The 20692-nt window shown below is 48.2% G+C and carries 18 protein-coding genes and 1 other annotated feature; of the genes, 16 read left to right on the top strand and 2 right to left on the bottom strand.

Translation table 11 applies throughout. The features are described 5' to 3' along the window. The first annotated feature begins 2 nt into the window (after positions 1–2). The 8 genes from LACZS1_RS09110 to LACZS1_RS09080 all read left to right on the top strand — a co-directional run bounded on the left by LACZS1_RS09110 (position 3) and on the right by LACZS1_RS09080 (position 7413). A complete protein-coding gene (locus LACZS1_RS09110) occupies positions 3–2177 on the top strand; it encodes a Tex family protein (protein ID WP_070651755.1) in 2175 nt (724 codons plus the stop codon). 298 nt (positions 2178–2475) lie between these two features. Then, positions 2476–3225: a gamma-glutamyl-gamma-aminobutyrate hydrolase family protein gene (locus LACZS1_RS09105; protein WP_070651756.1), complete on the top strand. Its 750-nt coding sequence runs from the start codon at positions 2476–2478 to the stop codon at positions 3223–3225. Beyond that, positions 3218–4522: an APC family permease gene (locus tag LACZS1_RS09100; protein WP_070651758.1), complete on the top strand. Its 1305-nt coding sequence runs from the start codon at positions 3218–3220 to the stop codon at positions 4520–4522. The genes LACZS1_RS09105 and LACZS1_RS09100 overlap by 8 nt, the downstream gene beginning before the upstream one ends. A gap of 262 nt (positions 4523–4784) precedes the next feature. Beyond that, the gene (locus tag LACZS1_RS09095) at positions 4785–5471 is read left to right on the top strand and encodes a hypothetical protein (RefSeq protein ID WP_070651759.1); all 687 of its coding nucleotides are present in this window, start codon (positions 4785–4787) and stop codon (positions 5469–5471) included. A gap of 128 nt (positions 5472–5599) precedes the next feature. Next, a complete protein-coding gene (locus LACZS1_RS14155; RefSeq protein WP_115656728.1) occupies positions 5600–5830 on the top strand; it encodes a type II toxin-antitoxin system RelE/ParE family toxin in 231 nt (76 codons plus the stop codon). Next, entirely contained in the window at positions 5827–6039 is a 213-nt protein-coding gene (locus LACZS1_RS09090) for a hypothetical protein (protein ID WP_070651760.1), read from the top strand. Before LACZS1_RS14155 ends, LACZS1_RS09090 begins: the two co-directional genes overlap by 4 nt. Positions 6040–6224: 185 nt before the next feature. Continuing rightward, complete coding sequence (locus LACZS1_RS09085; protein ID WP_070651762.1) at positions 6225–6593, top strand: PadR family transcriptional regulator; 369 nt, start codon at positions 6225–6227, stop codon at positions 6591–6593. Next, a complete protein-coding gene (locus LACZS1_RS09080; protein WP_070651763.1) occupies positions 6565–7413 on the top strand; it encodes a DUF1129 domain-containing protein in 849 nt (282 codons plus the stop codon). The genes LACZS1_RS09085 and LACZS1_RS09080 overlap by 29 nt, the downstream gene beginning before the upstream one ends. 151 nt (positions 7414–7564) lie before the next feature. Here the strand turns inward: LACZS1_RS09080 and rpsD are convergent, their stop codons facing one another. Both rpsD and LACZS1_RS09070 read right to left on the bottom strand, forming a co-directional pair. Then, positions 7565–8176, bottom strand: coding sequence for a 30S ribosomal protein S4 (gene rpsD, locus LACZS1_RS09075; RefSeq protein ID WP_010488729.1), 612 nt, complete (start codon positions 8174–8176; stop codon positions 7565–7567). Between the two features lie 175 nt (positions 8177–8351). After that, entirely contained in the window at positions 8352–8834 is a 483-nt protein-coding gene (locus tag LACZS1_RS09070) for a GAF domain-containing protein (protein ID WP_274804316.1), read from the bottom strand. A gap of 176 nt (positions 8835–9010) precedes the next feature. On the opposite strand from LACZS1_RS09070, the gene ezrA reads away from it, so the two are divergent. From ezrA to radC, 8 genes are all read left to right on the top strand, one after another. After that, positions 9011–10714 carry a septation ring formation regulator EzrA gene (ezrA, locus tag LACZS1_RS09065; protein WP_070651766.1) on the top strand — a complete coding sequence of 568 codons (1704 nt, stop codon included), beginning with the start codon at positions 9011–9013 and terminating at the stop codon, positions 10712–10714. Between the two features lie 340 nt (positions 10715–11054). After that, the gene (locus LACZS1_RS09060) at positions 11055–12212 is read left to right on the top strand and encodes a cysteine desulfurase family protein (protein WP_070651768.1); all 1158 of its coding nucleotides are present in this window, start codon (positions 11055–11057) and stop codon (positions 12210–12212) included. Positions 12213–12228: 16 nt separating this feature from the next. Next, positions 12229–13446, top strand: coding sequence for a tRNA uracil 4-sulfurtransferase ThiI (gene thiI / locus LACZS1_RS09055; protein ID WP_010488708.1), 1218 nt, complete (start codon positions 12229–12231; stop codon positions 13444–13446). A gap of 295 nt (positions 13447–13741) precedes the next feature. Next, positions 13742–14410, top strand: coding sequence for a redox-sensing transcriptional repressor Rex (locus tag LACZS1_RS09050; protein WP_070651769.1), 669 nt, complete (start codon positions 13742–13744; stop codon positions 14408–14410). A gap of 37 nt (positions 14411–14447) precedes the next feature. After that, positions 14448–14650, top strand: a binding site (T-box leader). 357 nt (positions 14651–15007) lie between these two features. Then, positions 15008–17650 (top strand): valine--tRNA ligase, encoded by a 2643-nt coding sequence (locus LACZS1_RS09045; RefSeq protein WP_070651771.1) that lies wholly within the window; start codon positions 15008–15010, stop codon positions 17648–17650. A gap of 269 nt (positions 17651–17919) precedes the next feature. Beyond that, complete coding sequence (locus tag LACZS1_RS09040; RefSeq protein ID WP_070651772.1) at positions 17920–19206, top strand: bifunctional folylpolyglutamate synthase/dihydrofolate synthase; 1287 nt, start codon at positions 17920–17922, stop codon at positions 19204–19206. Beyond that, complete coding sequence (locus LACZS1_RS09035; protein WP_010488701.1) at positions 19203–19847, top strand: HAD family hydrolase; 645 nt, start codon at positions 19203–19205, stop codon at positions 19845–19847. The genes LACZS1_RS09040 and LACZS1_RS09035 overlap by 4 nt, the downstream gene beginning before the upstream one ends. A gap of 130 nt (positions 19848–19977) precedes the next feature. Continuing rightward, a complete protein-coding gene (gene radC / locus LACZS1_RS09030; protein ID WP_047106024.1) occupies positions 19978–20646 on the top strand; it encodes a RadC family protein in 669 nt (222 codons plus the stop codon). Positions 20647–20692: the final 46 nt, after the last annotated feature.

Raw genomic sequence — 20692 nt, 5'->3', positions numbered from 1 at the left:
AATTGATTGAAGAACAAACTGTCCAGTTAATGCAACAGAGTTTAACCGACATCACCCATCATCAGATCAGTGCCGTTTTGAATCTGATGCAAGAAGGCAATACGGTGCCGTTTATTGCCCGTTATCGAAAAGAAATGACCGGCAGCCTCGACGAAGTGCAAATTCAGGCGATCGAGGAAGCGTACAAACATGTGACTGCCTTGCAGGATCGCAAAGAGGCGGTGATCAAAAGCATTGCCGAGCAGGGGAAGCTGACGCCTGAACTGGAACAGCAGATCCGCGCCAGCACGAAGCTTCAAGACGTCGAGGATATTTACTTACCTTACAAGCAGAAGCGACAAACTAAGGCAACCATTGCCAAAGAGCGTGGGCTTGAACCTTTTGCGCGCTGGCTGCTGTCGTTTCCCAGTGGCAGTTTGAATGACGAAGCGCAGAAATACGTAGACGCGGACAAAGAGCTTGCATCAGTGCAGGATGTTTTGGACGGGGCGCACGAAATTCTGGCAGAAACATTCAGCGAGATTGCGGCCATTCGTAACTGGGTGCGCAATTTTACGATGCGCACCGGAACCATTCGCACCACAGTTAAAACCAAGGGTAAGGACTTGGATGAAAAGGGTGTTTACCAGCAGTTTTATGATTTTGAAGAAACCATCAAAAAAATGACGCCGACCCGAACCCTGGCCATTAACCGCGGCGAAAAAGAAAAAATTCTGACGGTCAAGGTGCAAGTTGATCCGGCTTCGGTTATGCAGTATTTTCATTTTAAAATCATCGACAATCGTCCTGACAGCGAAGCAACGGCGTTCATTGAAGACGCCTATCAGGATGCCTATAAGCGGTTTGTCGGCCCGGCTATTGAGCGGGAAGTGCGCGGCACGTTAACGGTTGATGCTGAAGAAAAGTCGATTAAGGTTTTTGGGCAGAACCTGTACAATTTACTGATGCAGGCGCCGATTAAAGGAAAGGTTGTTCTCGGCTTTGACCCCGCTTACCGCACCGGTTGTAAGTTGGCGGTGGTTGACGAGAATGGCAAGTTTCTCGATAAAGCGGTCATCTATCCACACAAACCGGCGCCGGAAAAGAAGCGTGAGGCAGCCGCGCCTGAGTTGATTGCGTTACTCGAAAAGTACCAGGTAACCATGATCGCCATTGGTAATGGAACGGCCAGCCGCGAATCCGAACAGTTTGTTTCGGAGACGCTCAAGCAGATTAAACGTGATATTTACTATGTGATCGTGAATGAAGCCGGTGCATCGGTTTATTCTGCCAGTCAGGAGGCGCGCGATGAATTTCCTGATTTGCAGGTTGAACAGCGTAGCGCGATCAGTATTGCCCGCCGGCTTCAGGATCCGCTTGCCGAACTGGTGAAAATTGATCCGGAGTCAATCGGTGTTGGCCAGTATCAACATGATTTACCGAGTAAAGAGCTGGCTAATGAAGTAGATGCGATCGTTGAACGCGCAGTTAACCGAGTTGGTGTGAACCTGAATACCGCTAGTTACCAGCTGTTGACGCGTATTTCCGGTTTATCAAAAACAATTGCACTCAATATTGTGCATTACCGGGATGAAAACGGTCGGTATAATAGTCGCACTGAGCTAAAGAAAGTACCACGTTTGGGACCGAAATCGTTTGAACAGTCAGTCGGTTTCCTGCGTATCATCGGCGGCAAGCAGCCACTGGACAACACTGACATTCACCCGGAAAGTTACCCGGTTGCCAAAAAGATCTTGGCCGCGGCAGGTTTATCTGAAGCAGACCTTGGCGATCAACAAGCGGTCGCCAAAGTCAGCAATGTTGACTTAGCACCATTCGTTAATGAAGGCGTTGGTGCTGAAACGCTCGAAGATATTGTCGCCAGCTTGCAGAATCCGGGCCGGGATTTGCGAGACAACATGGCGACACCGCTTTTGCGCAAAGATGTCTTAACCATGGCGGATTTGAAACCGGGGATGAAGCTGGAGGGGACCGTGCGCAATGTTGTTGATTTTGGCGCCTTTGTCGACATTGGCGTGAAACACGACGGCTTAGTCCATGTCTCCAAAATGGCCCACAGGTTTGTTCGCGATCCGAAAACTGTTGTGGCGATTGGTGATATTGTTGAAGTCTGGATCGAATCGGTGGACTTGGCTCGCGAGCGCATTCAGTTATCGATGGTCAGCCCTGAAAAATAATCAATGATGATGGGCGGTTTTTGGTACCTGTAAATCGGACAAGTTAGATGAACGGATTGTCATTCCTGAATTGCGGATGGCGATCCGTTTTTTGTGTCACTATCTGAAACAATTGGTCGATTTGAAATACGCACACATGGATGTTATTGAAGGCTCGAATGACACCGATGTAAGGGGGAAATGTTATTTTAAAGGGCACAACCTCCAAAAAATTGCCGCCTTATATTAAATTCTTGGTTGAAAATAATTATATAAAGATTAAAATACAAGAATATCTAAAATACAAGGAGCTGATAGAATGCGACCGATTATCGCACTTACAGGTGATTCAATGGTCGCGCCTTCGCCTGTCATTAATCTCAATTACGCAGACATGGCGCCCAATATGATTAAAAACGCCATTGTGAAAGTTGGTGGTGCGCCTTTGATTTTGCCTTATCCGGAAGATGATGCTGTTTCCGAAGCGCTTGCACAACAGTATGTATCCGTTTTCGACGGATTGGTTTTGCCAGGCGGGCCGGACGTTGACCCGACGTTTTACCATGAAGAACCCATTCAAGCCATGGGACGCGCGACTTATCAAAAGGATCAGTTTGAAATTGCCTTAATCAAGGCGACGTTGAAAGCGAAGAAACCGATTTTTGCCATTTGTCGCGGCATTCAAATTTTAAATGTGGCTTTAGGCGGCACGCTTTATCAAGACTTGCCGAGTCAAAATCCTAAAGCCACGATTCGCCATTCACAAGCCGCCCCGGGGCAATGGCCAACGCATCATGTCGCGATTACACCCGGTTCGTATTTAGCGTCACTGATGGGTACGAGCAGCTATGTGAATTCCCGCCACCATCAAGCGGTCAAAGCGGTCGCGCCGGATTTGCAGGTAACCGCGCAGGCTCCTGATGGCGTGGTTGAAGCGGTGGAAAGCAAAGACTCTGATTTGATTCTCGGGGTCCAGTGGCACCCGGAGAATATGTGGCCGAGTTTTCCCGACCAGTTACCATTATTTAGCGACATTGTGAAACGCGCAGGGGGTGAGGCTCATGAATAATAGCATCGTTAAAAAAGAGCAAATGGGTTACTGGAGCATGATTTTACTTGGTATCAATGGCATCATTGGTTCCGGTATTTTTCTTTTACCTAATCAGGCCGCCAAATTAATGGGCTCCGCCAGCATCTTCGTGTTATTGTTTGATGCGTTGCTTGTGATCACGATTGCGCTTTGTTTTGCGCAGGCAGCCACTTATTTTGATCGGGATGGTGGCCCGTACTTATATGCTAAAGATGCTTTTGGCGATTTTGTCGGCTTTGAAGTTGGCTTTGTGACCTGGGCGATCCGCATTATTGCCGAGGCCACGATGGCAGTTGCGTTTACCACCGCCTTGGTTGGTACGTTTCCGTCACTAAATCAGCCGCTGATTAAGGACGCGGTTATTTCGGTCATGGTCATTGGGTTAGCCTTGATGAACATCGCCGGCGTCCGGGTTTCGACCGTCGTCAACAACATTATTAGTGTTTCCAAATTAGTCCCACTGGTGTTATTCGTTGCGATTGGCATTTTCTTTATTAAAGGCAGCAACTTCACGCCATTATTCCCCGGCGGCAGTTATAAATCCGGCAGCTTCGGCCAAGCCGCAGTTGTTATGTTTTACGCGTTCACCGGATTTGAAGGTCTCGTGGTTGCGGCAGGTGACATGAAAAATGCCAAGCGTAACCTGCCTAAAGCGGTGGCCACGGTCATGACGGTGGTCGCACTCTTTTATATTCTGATTCAGGTTGTCAGCACTGGCATTTTAGGTAGTGCATTGGCGAATACCGACACGCCTATTCAAACAGCCTTTGCCAAAGTGGCAGGCGGCTTCGGTAATGCTCTAGTTGCGGCTGGGACATTGCTATCAACTGGCGGGCTGTTGGTTGCCAGCTCCTTCATCACTCCACGTTCCGGCGTGGCGCTTGCGGAAAACCACATGATGCCGCAATTGCTGGCCAAGCGTAATCGCGTGAACTCGCCATACGTTGCCATCATTGTGTCCGCCACCATCACCTTAATCATTGCCTACTCCGGCACCTTTGGCTACTTGGCGCAAATCAGCGCGGTCTCGCGATTTGCCCAATACATTCCAACTTGTCTCGCCGTCATCGTATTTGCCCACACCAAAACCAAAGACAAAGGAAGCACCTTCCATTTGCCTTTAGGTCCGATTATCCCGGCAGTGGCGATCTTGGTTAGCCTGTGGTTGCTAGTTCAGGTACAGGTGAGCCAGCTTGTCATCGGTCTAGGCGCGCTTGTCGTTGCGGTGCCATTTTATTTCTTGACGTATACGTATCGGGAGCATGGTAAGGCTTAAGGTTAAAAAACTGTCTAAACAGAAAGCCAGCTTGACTTGGGAGAGTCGGGCTGGCTTTGTTGGCGTTAGAGATTGATTACAAGTATAATAAAGTGGTTGTGTTTGATAGATTTAAGTTCAGGTGATATTGCATACCACCTTGAGGAAACCCTGCGACTATATTCTTACAACGTGTGATCATCACTACTACGATTCAAACAATATGGTTTTTAAAACATATTCATGAAATATGGTTCAGTGCTTAGAAAGGTGAGACTAATTTATGAACGTTATTATTATAATTTTAGGCATGGGTATTTCTGCTTATTTTTTAAGTCAAATTAGTTTACGGAGGAGTCGAGAAATCATTGAACGTGACAAAAAAACTGACTGGAATGCAGTTTTTCAAAATGAAAAAATCCAGGGCTTATTCATCAATGAGACAGAAAATTATGCATTGTTACAACTAGATGTTAATCTTGAAAACGAGAAGTTACAAGCAGCTAGACATGCTTTTAAACAGGGATCTATTATAACGGCATTTTCAAGTGGAAATCATTACGAAGTTACTCAGTTCGGTCTACCCTCATACGTTGACTTATCAGTAGATGAGAAACATTTTGTGTCTGTTAATCAACCCTCAACAAAATTTGTTTTTTTAAAAATTCGACCGTATATTGAAAAGCGGCCGATCAGTGTTCGCATTATTAATGATGGTCAGGAATTCGTTATTAGCCCGGCAGAAGATTATTCGGTCTACCTCCGGACAGTTGTTGAACAAATTAATTGTTCAAACCAGATTGCACAGGCTACAAAAGATGAGCTATTGGAAATCTTGAACTTGTTTGGCCAAGGTACAACGTTATCAAATGAACGAATTCAACCGATTTTTAGATTGTTAGAAGCAAATCAGGGAGCAATTTCTTTTTTGTCCTTGATTGTCACGACTTTGCAGATGCTGGGCTTGTGAAAAGGATTAGAGTCCTTTTACTTTAGTTGCTATTAATTAATTCAAGAGTGTATAAGAAGAGAGGTCAAAAAGAAGCCCCCCAGCTTCTTTTGGCAATTCGTACAATTTAGGGAACAGGTTTTCAAGAAGTGACGCGAGCATTCTTAATCAAAAAGCTAGATACAAGTATATGTGAATTACGCTTACGTCTGGGCAAGAATCAGCAGCGTAGACTCTATTTTCATGTTAGTGGCAACGATTATGTCGTTACGCATGATTTTTCAAAAAAGTCACTAGAGCCACTGCAGAAAGAGAGCCCCCATGCGACTGGTGTGCATACTGAATTATACCGTGTTTATGAGGAGAAAGACGACAGATGAGCAAAGACATACACGAGTTTACGATGGAGCGTACCGGCGATCTCGATGCTTATTTTGCCAAAATGATGAAGGATTCCATTTTCAGACAAGCTTACGCTGTGGAAGAAAATAAGATGGCAAGCGCACTGACTTTATTGAAAGCACGCGGAGAAATTTGGCGTTCCAAAGGCAACGATTGTCCTGATCGAGACGTTGACAAAACTTGCTAATGCTTTGGGTTGGACATTGACATTAAAAATTTCCCACACTTTAAACCAAAGTACCCGAGACCATGACCTGTTTTCGGGCACTTTTAATTGTTTCTAGGTAGTGTGTATTGCATGTTAGGCCGAGCTAGTGTATATTATGGGCAGCAACTAGATGGCATTACCTACTAGCAGAGAAAGGAAAAAAGATGGCGCAGGATTTGCACACACAAATGCTCAAAGGCATCTTACAAGGTTGCGTCTTAATCATACTTAGTCGCGGTGAATACTATGGCTATACTTTAAGCCAAGAACTCGAAAAGTATGGTTTTGCCGAAATTTCCAAGGGCACCATTTACCCACTGCTCATGGCTTTGGAGAAAAAAGGGCTGATCACCAGCCAACTGAGGTCATCACCGGACGGTCCTCCCCGAAAGTATTATCAAGTTACTTCGGACGGTATGGATGCCCGTCATGATTTTATTCAGCAATGGCACCAATTATCCCAGCATGTTACCCAATTATTAGCTGCAGAGGAGGGCATGAGCCATGACGACCAAGGAAGACCAACTCGTTGAGGAAAACAACAAGCTACGGTCGCAGCTGACACCGACAAATAAGAAGTATTACGAAGACTTGTTGCTATATATGCGGACAAGATCGGTAATAAAAGACAGCAAGACTATTGAGCAGGAATTGCTGACTATTTTGACGGATATCTTGGCGGCACAGAAAGATGGCATAGCAGCTGTTGATTATTTTGGTAAGCAACCGCAAGAAACTGCCGATGACATTCTGGCGGAAGTCCCGATCAGCTGGTTTGATTCGTTTAAAATAATCGGTTATGGTTTACTTTCCTATCTTTTGGTAACGACCATTCCAGCCTTAATGATAGCGACAAGGCCTTGGGACATCGGTGCAGAAATTCTTGTTGGCATTTATTTTATCTTTGTGGCGCTGGCGATTGTCAGCTTTATTGGCCACACAACCTACAAAAAAAGTCGACACTGGAGGTTAGGGAAGATCTTTCGGACATTTCTCCTTTGGCTGGGATGTTGTACGCTTATTGCGCCGGCTGTTATACTGCCAATCTTCATGAAAACTCCTTGGCGACTTGATTTATCAGGCATCAGCGGCGTTGTACTCATTGTTATTTTGTTAATCACACTGGGATTTGTTTTTTGGCGGCAAGACGATAAAACAATGTGGCTACCATTTGTACCATTTATTGCGATCATGGCAGCGATTGGCATCGCCACGCGCATTCCGGCATGGCAATCTTTTTTGCTCAAAAGCACACTGGGACGAATCGGATTGGCTGCAGCGATAATACTGGGGTTAATCATCTTTAGTGTATTGACTTGGTTGGCTGCTCGTAAAACAGAGACGGATGACTGAAGTTGATCAAGGCTATGATCGCTAACCGAAAAAGGCCGAATCAGAATTTTGATAATTCCTGATTCGGCCTTTTTAATTTCTGAAGTGTCCTATGTGATCAAATAAAAAAACAACCAACTCACAAAATAAGTTGGTTGCACCATTTGAAGTATTAAAGTTTCTGGTTATAGTATTCAACAACCAGTGATTCGTCAACTTCTGGTTCGAGTTCGCCACGTTCTGGTAAGCGAACGAGGGAGCCTTCCTTCTTGTTGTCGTCAAAGGTGACGTAGGCCGGACGGGAAACGGTGTTCTCGATGGCGTCATTGACGATAGCGAGGTTTTGTGAGCGTTCGCGAAGGCCGATCACTTGACCAGGCTGTACTTCGTAGGAAGGAATATCAACGCGCTTGCCATCAACGGTGATGTGACCGTGGTTAACAAGTTGGCGTGCTTGCGGACGGCTGGAAGCCAGACCTAAGCGGAAAACCATGTTGTCCAAGCGGGTTTCGAGCAGGATCATGAAGTTATCACCATGGGTACCTTCTTTGATCTTGCCGGCGCGCAGGAACAGGTTCTGGAATTGACGTTCGTTTAAGCCGTACATCCAACGTAGCTTTTGCTTTTCACGCAATTGCTGACCGTATTCGGAGATCTTCCGACGGTTGTTGGCACCATGATCACCAGGTGCATAAGGACGACGAGCTAATTCTTTACCAGTGCCGGAGAGGGACAAGCCGAGACGACGGCTTTGCTTCCAGCGAGGACCAGTATAACGAGACATATAGATATTCCTCCAAGTTTTTATTTGGAGTAAAATAACGAATTGCGGCTTTAGCACACGGGCAGTCCTGCAAAGGTTCACCTTTGCAGCCGCGGTTACTACTGTCACCGGCTTGACGCCGAGGCAGGACTGGAGCCGACCATGCCGGCCGCTGCTGCATTATTTTACACGCGAGCTAGTATACCGTGTTTAACGCGGCAGTGTCAAGGTGCGCGGCTAGCGTCTGCCCAAATTGCGTCAGGATCTTTTCGTCTTCTTCGCTAAACCGATCGAATTTTGGCGAATCGATGTCCATGATGGCAACTGTTTTACCGTCAACGTTGATAGGAATCACGATTTCGGCATTGCTGGCGGAATCGCAGGCGATGTGGCCGGCAAATTCGTGGACGTTAGCAACCCGGATGACGGATTGTTGCTGGTAGCTGGTGCCGACAACGCCTTTGCCCAGCTGAATGTGCATGCAGGCAACTTTGCCTTGGAAGGGTCCAAGGTCGAGTTGCCCGGTTTTGGTATTAAAAAGGTAGAAACCGGCCCAGTTGAGGTCGGTCATGCTATCGTTTAGCAACGCGCTGGCATTGGCGAGGGCGGTAATGGGGTTGGTTTCGCCTGTGAGTAAGCCATCGAGTTGGTCGATAATGATGGGATCGAGAGTCGTCATTTGATCAGTCCTTTTAGGAATTTATGAAAAGCGGCATATAGGCCTTTTAACTGAAGGCTTTTTTTGCGATACTTGTAGCTAGGATATTCTCGTATTTTGACACTTAACGGCATTTTAGCTGTGAAGCGGGCGAAATGCAATCAGAAAAGATAATCGGTAAAGCAGAGGGTGTAGGGATGATCTGGTTCTTTATTATCGTCGTGATTATAATTGTGGCCGCTGGCGCTGTCTGGTGGTTGCAGCATTATTTTCAGACTCGCATCAAGAACTTAGACGAAAAGGTCGAGGCGATTGATATTGGTGCGCTTTCGAGTCAAATCCGCAGCATTGAGCAACTGAAGCTGACCGGCGACAGCCTTGCGACGTTTGGCAAATGGGAGCGGGCGTTTGATCAATTAAACGATCATGACTTGGCAGATCTCCAGAAAATTTTGCTTGATTTGGAAGATCAGGTCAGACGATTCCGGTTTGATCACGCCTCTAAGATTGCCAAAGTATTGGAAGGCAAAATCGAAACGGCCCGCCACCAATATGAACTGATTAGTGATGCCTTGCAGGATATTCGGCATGATGAAGCAGATAATCGGAGCAAAATGTTGCGGCTGCGGGATGATTATCAGGTTTCCCGCAAGACCATCCTTGCCAAAAGTTTTGTTTTCGGCGATGCCCAGCCGGCGCTGGAACAACGGCTGCAACAACTCGCCCAACTGTTCCAAAAAATCGACCAGATCAACAACGATGGCGATCACCAAACGGCTAAGGCAGAGATTAAGCAGTTGGCCGAGCAAATGGACGAGTTAAAAAAGCAGGTCAAGGAATTGCCCCCGCTGGTCAATGAACAGGTCAATGAGTTCCCTGGCCAGATTAATGAAATCCAACATGGCTATCGGCAATTAACCACCGCCCATTATGTTTTCACGGATGATATCCCAAGCATGGTGGCGGACGTCGAAGAAAAAATGAAAGACGCGAACGCCACATTGAAGTCAATTGACGTCGCTGCGACTGCTGCGGCCAATGCTGAAATCGAAGCCGAGATCGACAAGATGTATGCGATTATGGAAAAAGAAATGCAAGCTAAGAAGCGGGTTGACGCGGCTACTCCTGACTTGCGGCGTTTCATTGACCATGCGTTGCGTCAGAATCGTGAGCTGCAAACCGAGCTGGAGCATCTGGATCAAAGTTATACCCTGAATCATCATGAAATCAAAACGGCCAAAAATCTAAAAATGCAACTCGACACGATTGATGCCAATTATACGAAAGACACTGATGCCATCGAGGCCGGCAAAGCAGTTTATTCTGATGTGATTGGCAGGTTTGATGCGACGAAGGAGCAATTAACCGCAATTGAAAAGCACCAGGTTCAAATTAATCAAGATGTGGCCGGATTGAAGAAAGGCGAGATTGTTGCCAACAAGCAGGCAGAAAACTTTGAGCTTGATATGCGCAATATCAAACATGAAATTGTTCGCCACCACTTGCCGGGACTGCCGCAGGATTATGTAGATCAGGTGAAGCATGTCACCTCGGAAATCGAACAGCTGAATCACGATTTGAATCAAGTTAAAATCGATATGGATGCGATTGCGAAGTTCTTGATTAAAATTGCCAACGATATTGAAGCGTTGAAAAAGGCAACCAGTGCATTGATTGATGCTGCCGGTCTGACTGAGGAATTGATGCAGTATGCCAACCGCTACAAGACAACGGTTAAGCCGGTAGCCGATGCGGTGAAGCATGCGACGGAACTTTATCTGCATTTTGATTATCAGCAAGCTGCAGATACACTAGCAACGGCGCTGGAACAGACCGAGCAGGGGAGTTATCAGAAGGTCGAAGATGCTTATCTTGCGCGGAAGAAAGCTTCATTATATTAGGAGTTGTTGGGAAGCCAGTCTGAGTTGGGCTGGCTTTTGTTTTGGCGTGAGTGTTTTGATGTGTTGGCGTGGGAAAAACATACTCGCCAGCCCAGAAACCTGCGTGTAAGGACCTTGGACGCAATGGCCAAGACTTGTTGAAGTTCTCCGACACAAAACGCGCTCACAGTCGCAGAAATCTCCACATAAGGACCTCAAGCCTAAATGGCCAAAGCCCAGCCATTTAAGCTTGAGGCCACTTATGCTCCGATTTTTAAGCGCTCCTGTTCGCGCTCTCTTGAAACTTACTAACTTTTTGTCTATAATTCAACCCAGTCTAAAGAACGGAAGGGGCCGGCTGATGATTTATTTTGATAATAGTGCGACGACTAAGATTTCGCCTGATGCGTTGGCGACTTACAATAAGGTCAGCACGGATTTCTTTGGTAATCCGAGTAGTTTGCATGCGCTGGGGACGAAGGCTGATGAGGTTTTGCAGAGTTCGCGGGCACAGATTGCCAAGTTGATTGGGGCTAAGCCGGATGAAATTTATTTTACCAGCGGCGGTACGGAAGGCGATAACTGGGTGATTAAAGGCACGGCCATGGCGAAGCGTGAGTTTGGCCGGCACTTGATCACGACCAGTATCGAGCACCCAGCCGTGATGAACAGCATGAAACAACTTGAGAAGTTGGGCTTTGAGGTCACATATCTGCCGGTTGATCACCGCGGTTTTATTCATATCGATGATTTGAAGGCTGCGATTAGGAAAGATACGATTCTGGTTTCAATCATGGCGGTGAACAATGAGATTGGCAGTATGCAGCCGATTGTTCAGGCTGCACGGGTTTTGGATGCTTATCCCAATATTCATTTCCACGTCGATGCGGTTCAGGCGGTTGGTAAGGGCTTGGATAGCGCATTGCAAGATCCTCGGATTGATTTTCTCAGTTTTTCTGGGCACAAATTCCATGCGCCGCGCGGTACCGGGTTTATCTATGCCAAGGAAGGCCGCATGATCGATCCACTGCTGACCGGTGGCGGCCAAGAGCGTGATTGGCGTTCGGGAACCGAAAATGTGCCGGCAATTGCGGCGATGGCGAAGTCGTTGCGGTTGTTGTTGGCAAACGAAGATGACAATGTTGCCCAGCAGCAGGCGGTTCGCAAGCGTATTTATGATCATGTCAGCCAAAAGCCTAAAGTGACAATGTTTAGCCAGTTAACGCCGGACTTTGCGCCGCATGTTCTGTGTTTTGCTATTGCTGGTGTCCGCGGCGAAACGATTGTCCATGCGTTTGAAGATCATTCGATTTATATCTCGACAACTAGTGCCTGCTCAAGTAAAAAAGGCACGGAAAGCAGTACGCTGGTAGCGATGCATACTGATCCGAAAATTGCGACATCGGCGATTCGGGTTAGCCTTGATGAAGCCAATACGTTAGCCGAGGCTGATGCGTTTAATGATGCATTTGACCAGATTTACGCGAAGTTTGCCAAGCTCGATAAGGCGACCGTCTAACTGAAAGGATTTTAAGATGCAATATTCAGAAATTATGGTTCGTTACGGCGAACTTTCGACCAAAGGCAAGAATCGCCAAGCTTTCATCGGGCGCTTGAATGGAAATGTGACCCGTGCGTTGCATGAGTTTCCTAAGCTGACAATTCGGCCAAAACGCGACCGGATGCATATCGAATTGAATGGCGAACCGAGTGATCAGGTGATGGCACGGCTATCGCAGGTTTTTGGCATTCAGAATTTTTCTCCAAGTATTGCCGTTGAAAAAGATATGACCAAAGTGCATGAGGTTGCCTTGCAGCTGATGAACGAAACGGCACCTAAAGGCATTAGTTACAAGGTGAATACGCGGCGCAGTGATCATGATTTTGCGCTGGACACGAATGCGATGAATCTGGACCTCGGTGACTTTTTGACGGATAAGCGGCCGGATTTGGTGGTTAAAATGCATCATCCGGATATGATTTTGCGCGTCGAAGTTCGGCGCGAGGCCATTTATCTGTCAACCAAGACCATTCAGGGTGCAGGTGGCTTACCGGTCGGAACGGCTGGGCGTGCTGCGTTGATGCTTAGTGGCGGCATTGATTCGCCGGTGGCAGGTTATTATGCGTTGAAGCGTGGCGTGGACATTGAAATGGTGCACTTTTTCAGTCCGCCTTATACCAGTCAGCAGGCGTTAAATAAGGCCAAGCAGCTGACGGCCAAATTGACTCCGTATGTCGGGCGGATTTACTTTATTGAAGTACCGTTCACCGAAATCCAGGAAGACGTCAAAGCAAAAGTTCCGGAAGGCTATCTGATGACGGTTCAACGCCGGATGATGTTGCGCCTCACCGAAGCAATTGCCAAGCAACGTGGCGATCTGGCCATTTTCAACGGTGAATCGGTCGGGCAGGTGGCGTCACAGACACTGGAGTCCATGGCAGCGATTAACGATGTGACGACCATGCCGATTATTCGGCCAGTGGCGACGATGGATAAGAATGAAATCATTGCCGAAGCGGAAAAAATCGATACGTATGACTTGTCGATCATGCCGTTTGAGGATTGTTGCACGATTTTTGCGCCGCCATCTCCAAAGACGAAGCCCAAGACCGATCGCGCGCGCTATTACGAAAGCAAACTGGATGTTGCCGGGCTGATGACGCGGGCATTAGCCGGAATCAAGATTCAGGAAATCAAGTCTTCGGACCAGTTTATGAATCAGGATCAGGACGTTATTGCAGAGTTGCTTTAAAGCTTAATGACACCGGACGCAGGTGGTGACGCATTTGTTGCCTCTGATGTCCGGTGTTATTTTGTTGTCTAAGGGAAAAAGTTCACAAAAAATCTCATTATTTTAGCCGTGGCTTCGCGGAACCGTTTTCGGATGCTTATAGATGCTGGGCTCCTGCATCGTTGGTAACTGAGTCAACATGAAGCAGAATCTGCCATTAGCCAATCTTTTGGCATGAAAAAGGTGGCTAAAATCGCTTACATCTGTTAAAATTAATATGTGAAATATTTAACAAATAGGTGCGGAGGTGTTCATCTTGGTCGTCAATAAACAAGCATTGTCGCAAGCAACGATTAAGCGCATTCCGGTTTACTATCGAACGGTCAAAGCTTTACAACAATCGGGTGTCAAACGGGTGCGCTCGGATCGGTTAAGCAAGTTGGTTCATATCGCGCCAGCCACTATTCGCCGCGATTTTTCCAATTTTGGCGACCTGGGCCGCAGTGGTTACGGCTATTCGGTTGATTTGCTTGCGGAAGTTTTTGGCGAGCTATTAGAGGTTCACTCCGAAGAGCAGATGCTGCTGGTAGGGTGCGGCAATCTGGGGCGGGCGCTGCTGACCAACAATTTTCGGCGTAATCCCGATTTATCCATTGTGATGGGTTTTGACACGGATCCCAGCTTGATCGGGACAACGATTGCGGGTATTCCGATTTATAACTTGGCGACCTTATCCGAAAAAATCCGTCCGGGCATGCACACCGCGATTGTCTGCGTGCCGAGTTCTGCGCAGGCAGCAGTGATTAGCAAACTTGAAGCTAATGGCATAACGGCGATTTTGACCTTTGCACCCAAGCCCGTTCCCGCCCAACCCGAGACAACAATTCGCTATATTGATATGACCAGTGAATTACAGGCGTTACTATTTGTTGACCATCAAAATAAGTTAACGCAAGAGCGAAAAGCACCTTTGAAGCAATCATGACGGCGTTGACCCCGCCATGTCCGCGGGTTATAATGCAGCTAATGCAATGATCAAGAGGGTCATGATCTTTTTTCCCAGCGACGAGATGGTTGGTGTGAATCTCGAAAAGGGGTCGTGATTGTAGCTTGTGAGCTGCCGTCCTGAAGTGAGTAAGGAACGGCCGGTGACAGCCGTTATCCTGAATTAAGTGGGGAAGTCATTCCCAATTTAGGTGGTACCGCGAGTGAAATCGTCCTAATTTTGTATAAATTAGGGCTTTTTTTGTGTGAGCGTGAGCTGGCGCGCTTAGGAGTCGGAGTATAAGCGACCTTGGGCGTGATGGCCCGGGTTTGGCCATTGCGACCAAGGTCCTTATACGCAGACTCCTGCGCCAGCAAACGCGTTATGGTGTGAGCGTGAGCCGGCGCGCTTAGAAGCTGGCGTGTAAGTGGCCTTGGGCGTGATGGCCCGGGTTTGGCCATTGCGACCAAGGTCCTTATACGCAGACTCCTGCGCCAGCAAACGCGTTATAGGAAGTCCAAACCAACGCGGTCGACAACCTAGACACTACAATCCCGAAAACCTGGATGGACAGAAAAAATTTGTGAGGTGGAGCCAGTGAGTGATGAAACATTAGCACCAAAATATGATCATAAAGCGGTCGAAGCAGGCCGTTATCAGAAATGGCTGGACGAAGATGTTTTTAAACCAAGCGGCGATCCAAAAGCCAAGCCGTATTCGATTGTCATTCCGCCACCCAATGTAACCGGGAAGCTGCACATGGGCCATGCCTGGGATACAACCTTGCAGGACATTGTGATTCGCCAGAAGCGGATGCAAGGCTTCGATACGCTATGGCTGCCGGGGATGGACCATGCCGGAATTGCCACGCAAGCGAAAGTTGAAGCCAAGTTGCGCAAGGAAGGCATCAGTCGCTATGACTTAGGCCGCGAAAAGTTTGTCCAGAAGGTGTGGGAATGGAAAGATGAGTTTGCCAAAACCATTCACGGTCAATGGGCGAAGATGGGCTTGTCACTGGACTACAGCCGTGAACGGTTCACCTTGGATAAAGGCTTGAATGAAGCCGTTCGAAAGGTGTTTGTCGAACTCTATAAACAAGGCCTGATTTACCGCGGTGAATATATCGTTAACTGGGATCCTCAAGCCCGCACGGCATTGTCTGATATCGAAGTCATTCATAAAGACGACAAAGGGGCGTTTTACCACGTCAAGTATCCGTTTGCCGATGGTAGCGGCTATATCGAAATCGCCACGACTCGTCCGGAGACAATGATGGGCGATACCGCGGTGGCCGTTCATCCTGGTGACAAGCGCTACAAAGATATGGTCGGCAAGGAATTGATTTTGCCGCTGGCTAACCGCAAAATTCCAATCATTGAGGATGCCTACGTTGATCCTGACTTCGGAACCGGGGCCGTTAAAATCACCCCAGCGCACGATCCTAACGACTTTCAGGTTGGCAATCGCCATGATCTCAAGCGCATCAATACCATGAATGACGACGGCACGATGAACGAAAATGCCGGCAAGTACAATGGGATGGATCGTTTCGAAGCCCGTAAGGCCATGGTGGCGGATTTGGATAAGGAAGGCCTGTTACTTAAAGTCGAACCGATTGTGCACAGTGTTGGTCACAGCGAGCGGACCGGCGTTCAAGTCGAAGCACGGTTGTCGACGCAGTGGTTTGTCAAAATGAAGCCACTTGCCGAAGCAGCCATTAAGGCGCAACAGGAAAGTGATAAGAAAGTAACTTTTGTGCCTGAGCGTTTTGAGCACACTTATTTGCAATGGATGGAAAACATTCATGACTGGGTCATTTCCCGCCAATTATGGTGGGGTCACCGGATTCCGGCTTGGTACAACAAGCACACCGGCGAAACTTACGTCGGTATGGAAGCGCCGAAAGATATCGAAAACTGGCAACAGGATCCTGATGTGCTAGACACGTGGTTTTCCAGTGCTTTGTGGCCATTTTCCACGATGGGTTGGCCGAATATCGATTCGCCGGATTATAAGCGGTATTATCCGACGAACACCCTGGTTACCGGCTATGATATTATTCCATTTTGGGTTGCCCGCATGATCTTCCAAGGGTTGCACTTCACCGGTGAGCGGCCATTCCAATACACGCTAATTCACGGCCTGATGCGCGACGAACAGGGCCGCAAGATGAGCAAGTCGTTAGGAAACGGGATTGACCCGATGGACGTCATTGAAAAATATGGCGCCGATGCGTTGCGGTGGTTCCTGATCACAGGTAATAAGCCAGGACAGGATACGCGGTTTAGTTACAAACAGGTTGAAGCTGCCTGGAATTTCATCAACAAGATTTGGAACATTTCACGTTTCGTGATGATGAACCTGGGCGATCTGGACAAGCCGCAGCAGCCTGATCCAAGCACGTTCGACTTATCCGATAAGTGGCTCTTTTCGCAATTAAACGAAACCATTAAACAGGTCACCGATCTGTCGGAACGGTTTGAATTCGGCGAAATGGGCCGGACCTTGTATAACTTTACCTGGAATGTTTTTGCCGATTGGTATGTTGAAATGAGCAAGGAAGTCCTATACGGCGATGATGAACAAGCTAAGGCAGCAAAGCGGGTTAATCTGGCCTATGCCCTTGATCAGATTTTGCGGCTTTTGCACCCAGTGATGCCGTTTGTGACCGAGAAGTTGTGGTTGGCTTTGCCGCACACTGGCAAGTCCATTGTGACTGCCAGCTACCCGGTTGAAAACACTGCGTTTGAAAATGCCGACGCAACCAGTGCGATGGACGCCATTATTGCGCTTATCCGCGGCGTTCGTAGCATCCGTAAAGAAGCAGGCGCACCGCTGAAGACCAAGGTTGATATTATCGTGAAGTTGACAGATCCTGCTTTGAAGCCGATTTTTGACCAGAACTTCGATTTCATTGATCGGTTTGTTAACAGCAAGGACTTCACCGTTAGCACTGATGTAGCAGAGCCGAAAATGGCTGGCAGCGCCGTCATTACCGGAGCAACGATTTTTGTTCCGCTCAATGAATTGGTCGATCTGGACGAAGAAAAGGCCAAGTTAACCAAAGACGCTAAGAAGCTTGAGCAGGAAATTGCCCGGATTGACAAGAAACTCAACAATCAAGGCTTCCTGTCCAAAGCGCCTGAAGCGGTTGTCGCCGAACAGCGCACCAAGCGCAGCGACTTCGCCGACCAGCTTAGCAGCACCCAGCAACGACTTGAGCAGTTACAGCAGGCGTAAGAGGTCGAAGCTCTGTCTTGCTGTTAAAGTATTTTGCCCGCCAACATTCAAGTGGTGAGCGTGAGCAATACGTTAGGCTACTAAAAAAGATCGCATCCCAAATTGGTGCGATCTTTTTTGTACACGTAAATCCGTGTGTTCACCTGAATCTGACAAAAATTTCCGTTGTCAGTAAACGAGCCGACCAGCATTTTCTGGTATGATTAAGCCATATTGAGGCGCTGCAAAGGCGGTGTCTGCATGGATGTCACGATTGAAGGAAGTTAACGATGAACTACTCTGAAAGTGTTGCTTATATTCATTCTTTTCCGCGTTTGGCCAAAACCGGTGATCATCGTCGTATTTTGACATTGTTGCATGCGCTTGGCGACCCGCAGGAAAAAGGTCACTATATCCACATTACCGGCACGAACGGGAAAGGATCGACGGCTAATGCCATTGCCCATGTGCTGGAAGCTAGCGGGCTGAAAGTGGGGTTGTTTACCTCGCCGTTTATTATGCGTTTCAATGAACGCATGATGATTGACCATAAGCCGATTCCCGATGATGAACTGGTACAGGCGGTTGCGGTCGCCCGGGCAGCACTTGATGGCTTGCGCACCGCTCAGCCTGACTTTAATGTGACCGAGTTTGAATTTGTCACGGCCTTGGCTTTTTGGTATTTTCGCCAACGCCTCGTTGATGTGGCGGTTATCGAGGTCGGTATTGGCGGAGATACCGATTCAACCAATGTCATCACGCCGGTTGTGAGTGTGTTGACAGAGGTGGCGCTGGATCATCAGAAATTGTTAGGCAATACCATTACGGCGATTGCGACACATAAGGCTGGCATCATCAAGCCGGGAGTTCCGGTAGTCACCGGCGACTTGGTACCCGATGCAACGGCAGTGGTAGCGGCCAAAACGCAATCCACCGGCAGTCAGTGGTTTCGCTTCGGTCGGGATTTCACGGTTCCCAAAGCCAAGCTGCACGGCTGGGGACAGCGTTTGACATACCAAGACGAAGACGGATCGTTACCGGATCTGATCGTGCCATTAGTTGGGGACTATCAACAGCGCAATATGGCGATTGCGATTAAAACCGCTAAAGTTTATGCACAGGCAGCCCACTGGCCATTGACGGCGCGCGATATTCGCCAAGGCATTGCGGCCAGTCGCTGGCCGGCGCGGCTTGAAAAGATTAGCGATTCACCGTTTATTGTACTGGATGGCGCGCATAATCCGGACGGTATTAAGGGCCTGGTCGCTGCGTTGCAAGAACTGTTTTCCGGACCGGTCACGGTGATTGCCGGTATTTTGGCTGACAAGGACTATGAAGCGATGGCAGATATGCTGACACGGGCATTTGCGACTGTTTACCTCGTGCCAGTGCCAGGGACGCCACGTGCATTACCTGAAGCCGGATACCAAAGGCTTCATGAAGGACAGTTAAAAGACTCATGGCAGGCGGCATTGGCAGCCAGCTTGGACGATGATCCGGAGCAACCGATTGTGATCACGGGATCCTTGTACCTTGCTGCTGCCGTGCGCCAAACTTTATTGGAGGGAAAGTCATGACAGCAACCGTGATTTTTGATCTGGACGGAACCTTGGTTGATACCGAAGCGATTTATCTTCAAAGTAATGTGCGTGCCGCAGCTGAGTTGGGTTTGAAGCGAACCGAAGACGATTTTCGCCCGTTAGTCGGTTCAGCGGGGCCAAACGAAGCCAAGATTATTGCAGATCTTGTGGGAGCGGAAAACGCTGCGTGGTTTCAAGAATTTTCGACCAAGGATGTGTTGGATCGGATTCGCAATGGTGCGGATTTTGTGTTGCCTGGAGCTGATGAAGCCTTGAGAACGCTGCGGGCTGCTCATTATCGGCTGGCATTGGCAACCAGTAGTGCTCAGCATTATGTTGATGTGGTTTTGGCAGCAGCCGGTTGGCAAGACTGGTTTGACCCGATTTTGACTGGCAGTGATGTCAAGGCGCATAAGCCAGATCCCGAAGTGTATCAGGTCATGAAAAGACATTTAGGCGCTGGCCCGGCGATCGTCATCGAAGACACGCACGTCGGGGTGGCGGCCGCAGAGGGTGCCGGTCTGCCTGTGATCATGATTCCCGGCATTGCCCAACAACCGGATGAGAAAGCGACGGCCATTTTATCGGCCATCACCGAACTGCCGAACTGGCTGCAAAAACATACCACATTTGCGTAATCTTCCTAATGAGTCATGAATTGGCTTAAAATCGCAGCGCGCAACCAGGATATTCAATTAGTATCAGCTCGAAACGCAATGTGCGACTTGAATTGATGCGACCTGCACGTGTGCTACCAGGGGGAAAACGATGGCAGATGCAACTGAACAACCGCGTGAACGGTTATTGGCGCATGGACCGGCAGCACTCACAGATGCGGAATTGCTGCAACTGATTGTGCGGGCGGGAAATCAGCATTATCCGGTCAAAGAAATTGTAAGCGAGGTCTTGGCAACTTATCCGGCTTTGCAGGGTTTGGCAGAAGGTGATGGTGACTCACTGGATCACATTCGCGGACTGGGTGCCGCCAAACGCGCCAGCATTTTGGCTGGTGTGGAATTGGGCCGCCGGGTGATGCGCCGACAATCCGTGCGTTATGGGCAGATTAAAAATAGCGAACAGTTGGGCAAGACCATGGTTTCGCGTTTTGCCGGTGCTAATCAGGAGTCCATGCTGATTTTGTTTTTAGATGTCAAAAATCAGATTATTACCGAACAAACGGTGGCGATTGGTACGGTTGATTCCGCATTGGCCGATCCGCGGGTGGTATTTCGTGAAGCATTAAAGTTGAGTGCCACGAATCTCATTATGGTTCATAATCACCCCAGTGGCGATCCGGCACCGAGTCAGGCAGATCGCGACACGACAACTCGTTTTCAGCTGGCAGCGGCGTTGCTAGGGATGAATTTGCTGGATCATTTGATTATCGGCGGGAAGGCGTTTTATTCTTTTGCCCGAGACGATCCGGACTTTAATTAATTCAAGAAAATTGTAAGGTTTTTTGAAATTGGCGGTAAGGTGCCAA

Origin of the sequence: Lacticaseibacillus zeae subsp. silagei, from assembly GCF_030770335.1 — a bacterium.
Lineage (GTDB): Bacteria > Bacillota > Bacilli > Lactobacillales > Lactobacillaceae > Lacticaseibacillus > Lacticaseibacillus zeae.
This window is presented reverse-complemented; position numbering and strand designations above follow the sequence as displayed.

Coding starts and splice junctions, on each gene's coding strand:
- LACZS1_RS09100 (WP_070651758.1), top strand. CDS start 3,218: ATGAATAATAGCATCGTTAAAAAAGAGCAAATGGGTTACTGGAGCATG.
- LACZS1_RS09095 (WP_070651759.1), top strand. CDS start 4,785: ATGAACGTTATTATTATAATTTTAGGCATGGGTATTTCTGCTTATTTT.
- LACZS1_RS09105 (WP_070651756.1), top strand. CDS start 2,476: ATGCGACCGATTATCGCACTTACAGGTGATTCAATGGTCGCGCCTTCG.
- LACZS1_RS09060 (WP_070651768.1), top strand. CDS start 11,055: ATGATTTATTTTGATAATAGTGCGACGACTAAGATTTCGCCTGATGCG.
- LACZS1_RS09035 (WP_010488701.1), top strand. CDS start 19,203: ATGACAGCAACCGTGATTTTTGATCTGGACGGAACCTTGGTTGATACC.
- LACZS1_RS09090 (WP_070651760.1), top strand. CDS start 5,827: ATGAGCAAAGACATACACGAGTTTACGATGGAGCGTACCGGCGATCTC.
- LACZS1_RS09040 (WP_070651772.1), top strand. CDS start 17,920: ATGAACTACTCTGAAAGTGTTGCTTATATTCATTCTTTTCCGCGTTTG.
- LACZS1_RS09080 (WP_070651763.1), top strand. CDS start 6,565: ATGACGACCAAGGAAGACCAACTCGTTGAGGAAAACAACAAGCTACGG.
- rpsD (WP_010488729.1), bottom strand. CDS start 8,176: ATGTCTCGTTATACTGGTCCTCGCTGGAAGCAAAGCCGTCGTCTCGGC.
- LACZS1_RS09070 (WP_274804316.1), bottom strand. CDS start 8,834: ATGACGACTCTCGATCCCATCATTATCGACCAACTCGATGGCTTACTC.
- radC (WP_047106024.1), top strand. CDS start 19,978: ATGGCAGATGCAACTGAACAACCGCGTGAACGGTTATTGGCGCATGGA.
- thiI (WP_010488708.1), top strand. CDS start 12,229: ATGCAATATTCAGAAATTATGGTTCGTTACGGCGAACTTTCGACCAAA.
- ezrA (WP_070651766.1), top strand. CDS start 9,011: ATGATCTGGTTCTTTATTATCGTCGTGATTATAATTGTGGCCGCTGGC.
- LACZS1_RS09085 (WP_070651762.1), top strand. CDS start 6,225: ATGGCGCAGGATTTGCACACACAAATGCTCAAAGGCATCTTACAAGGT.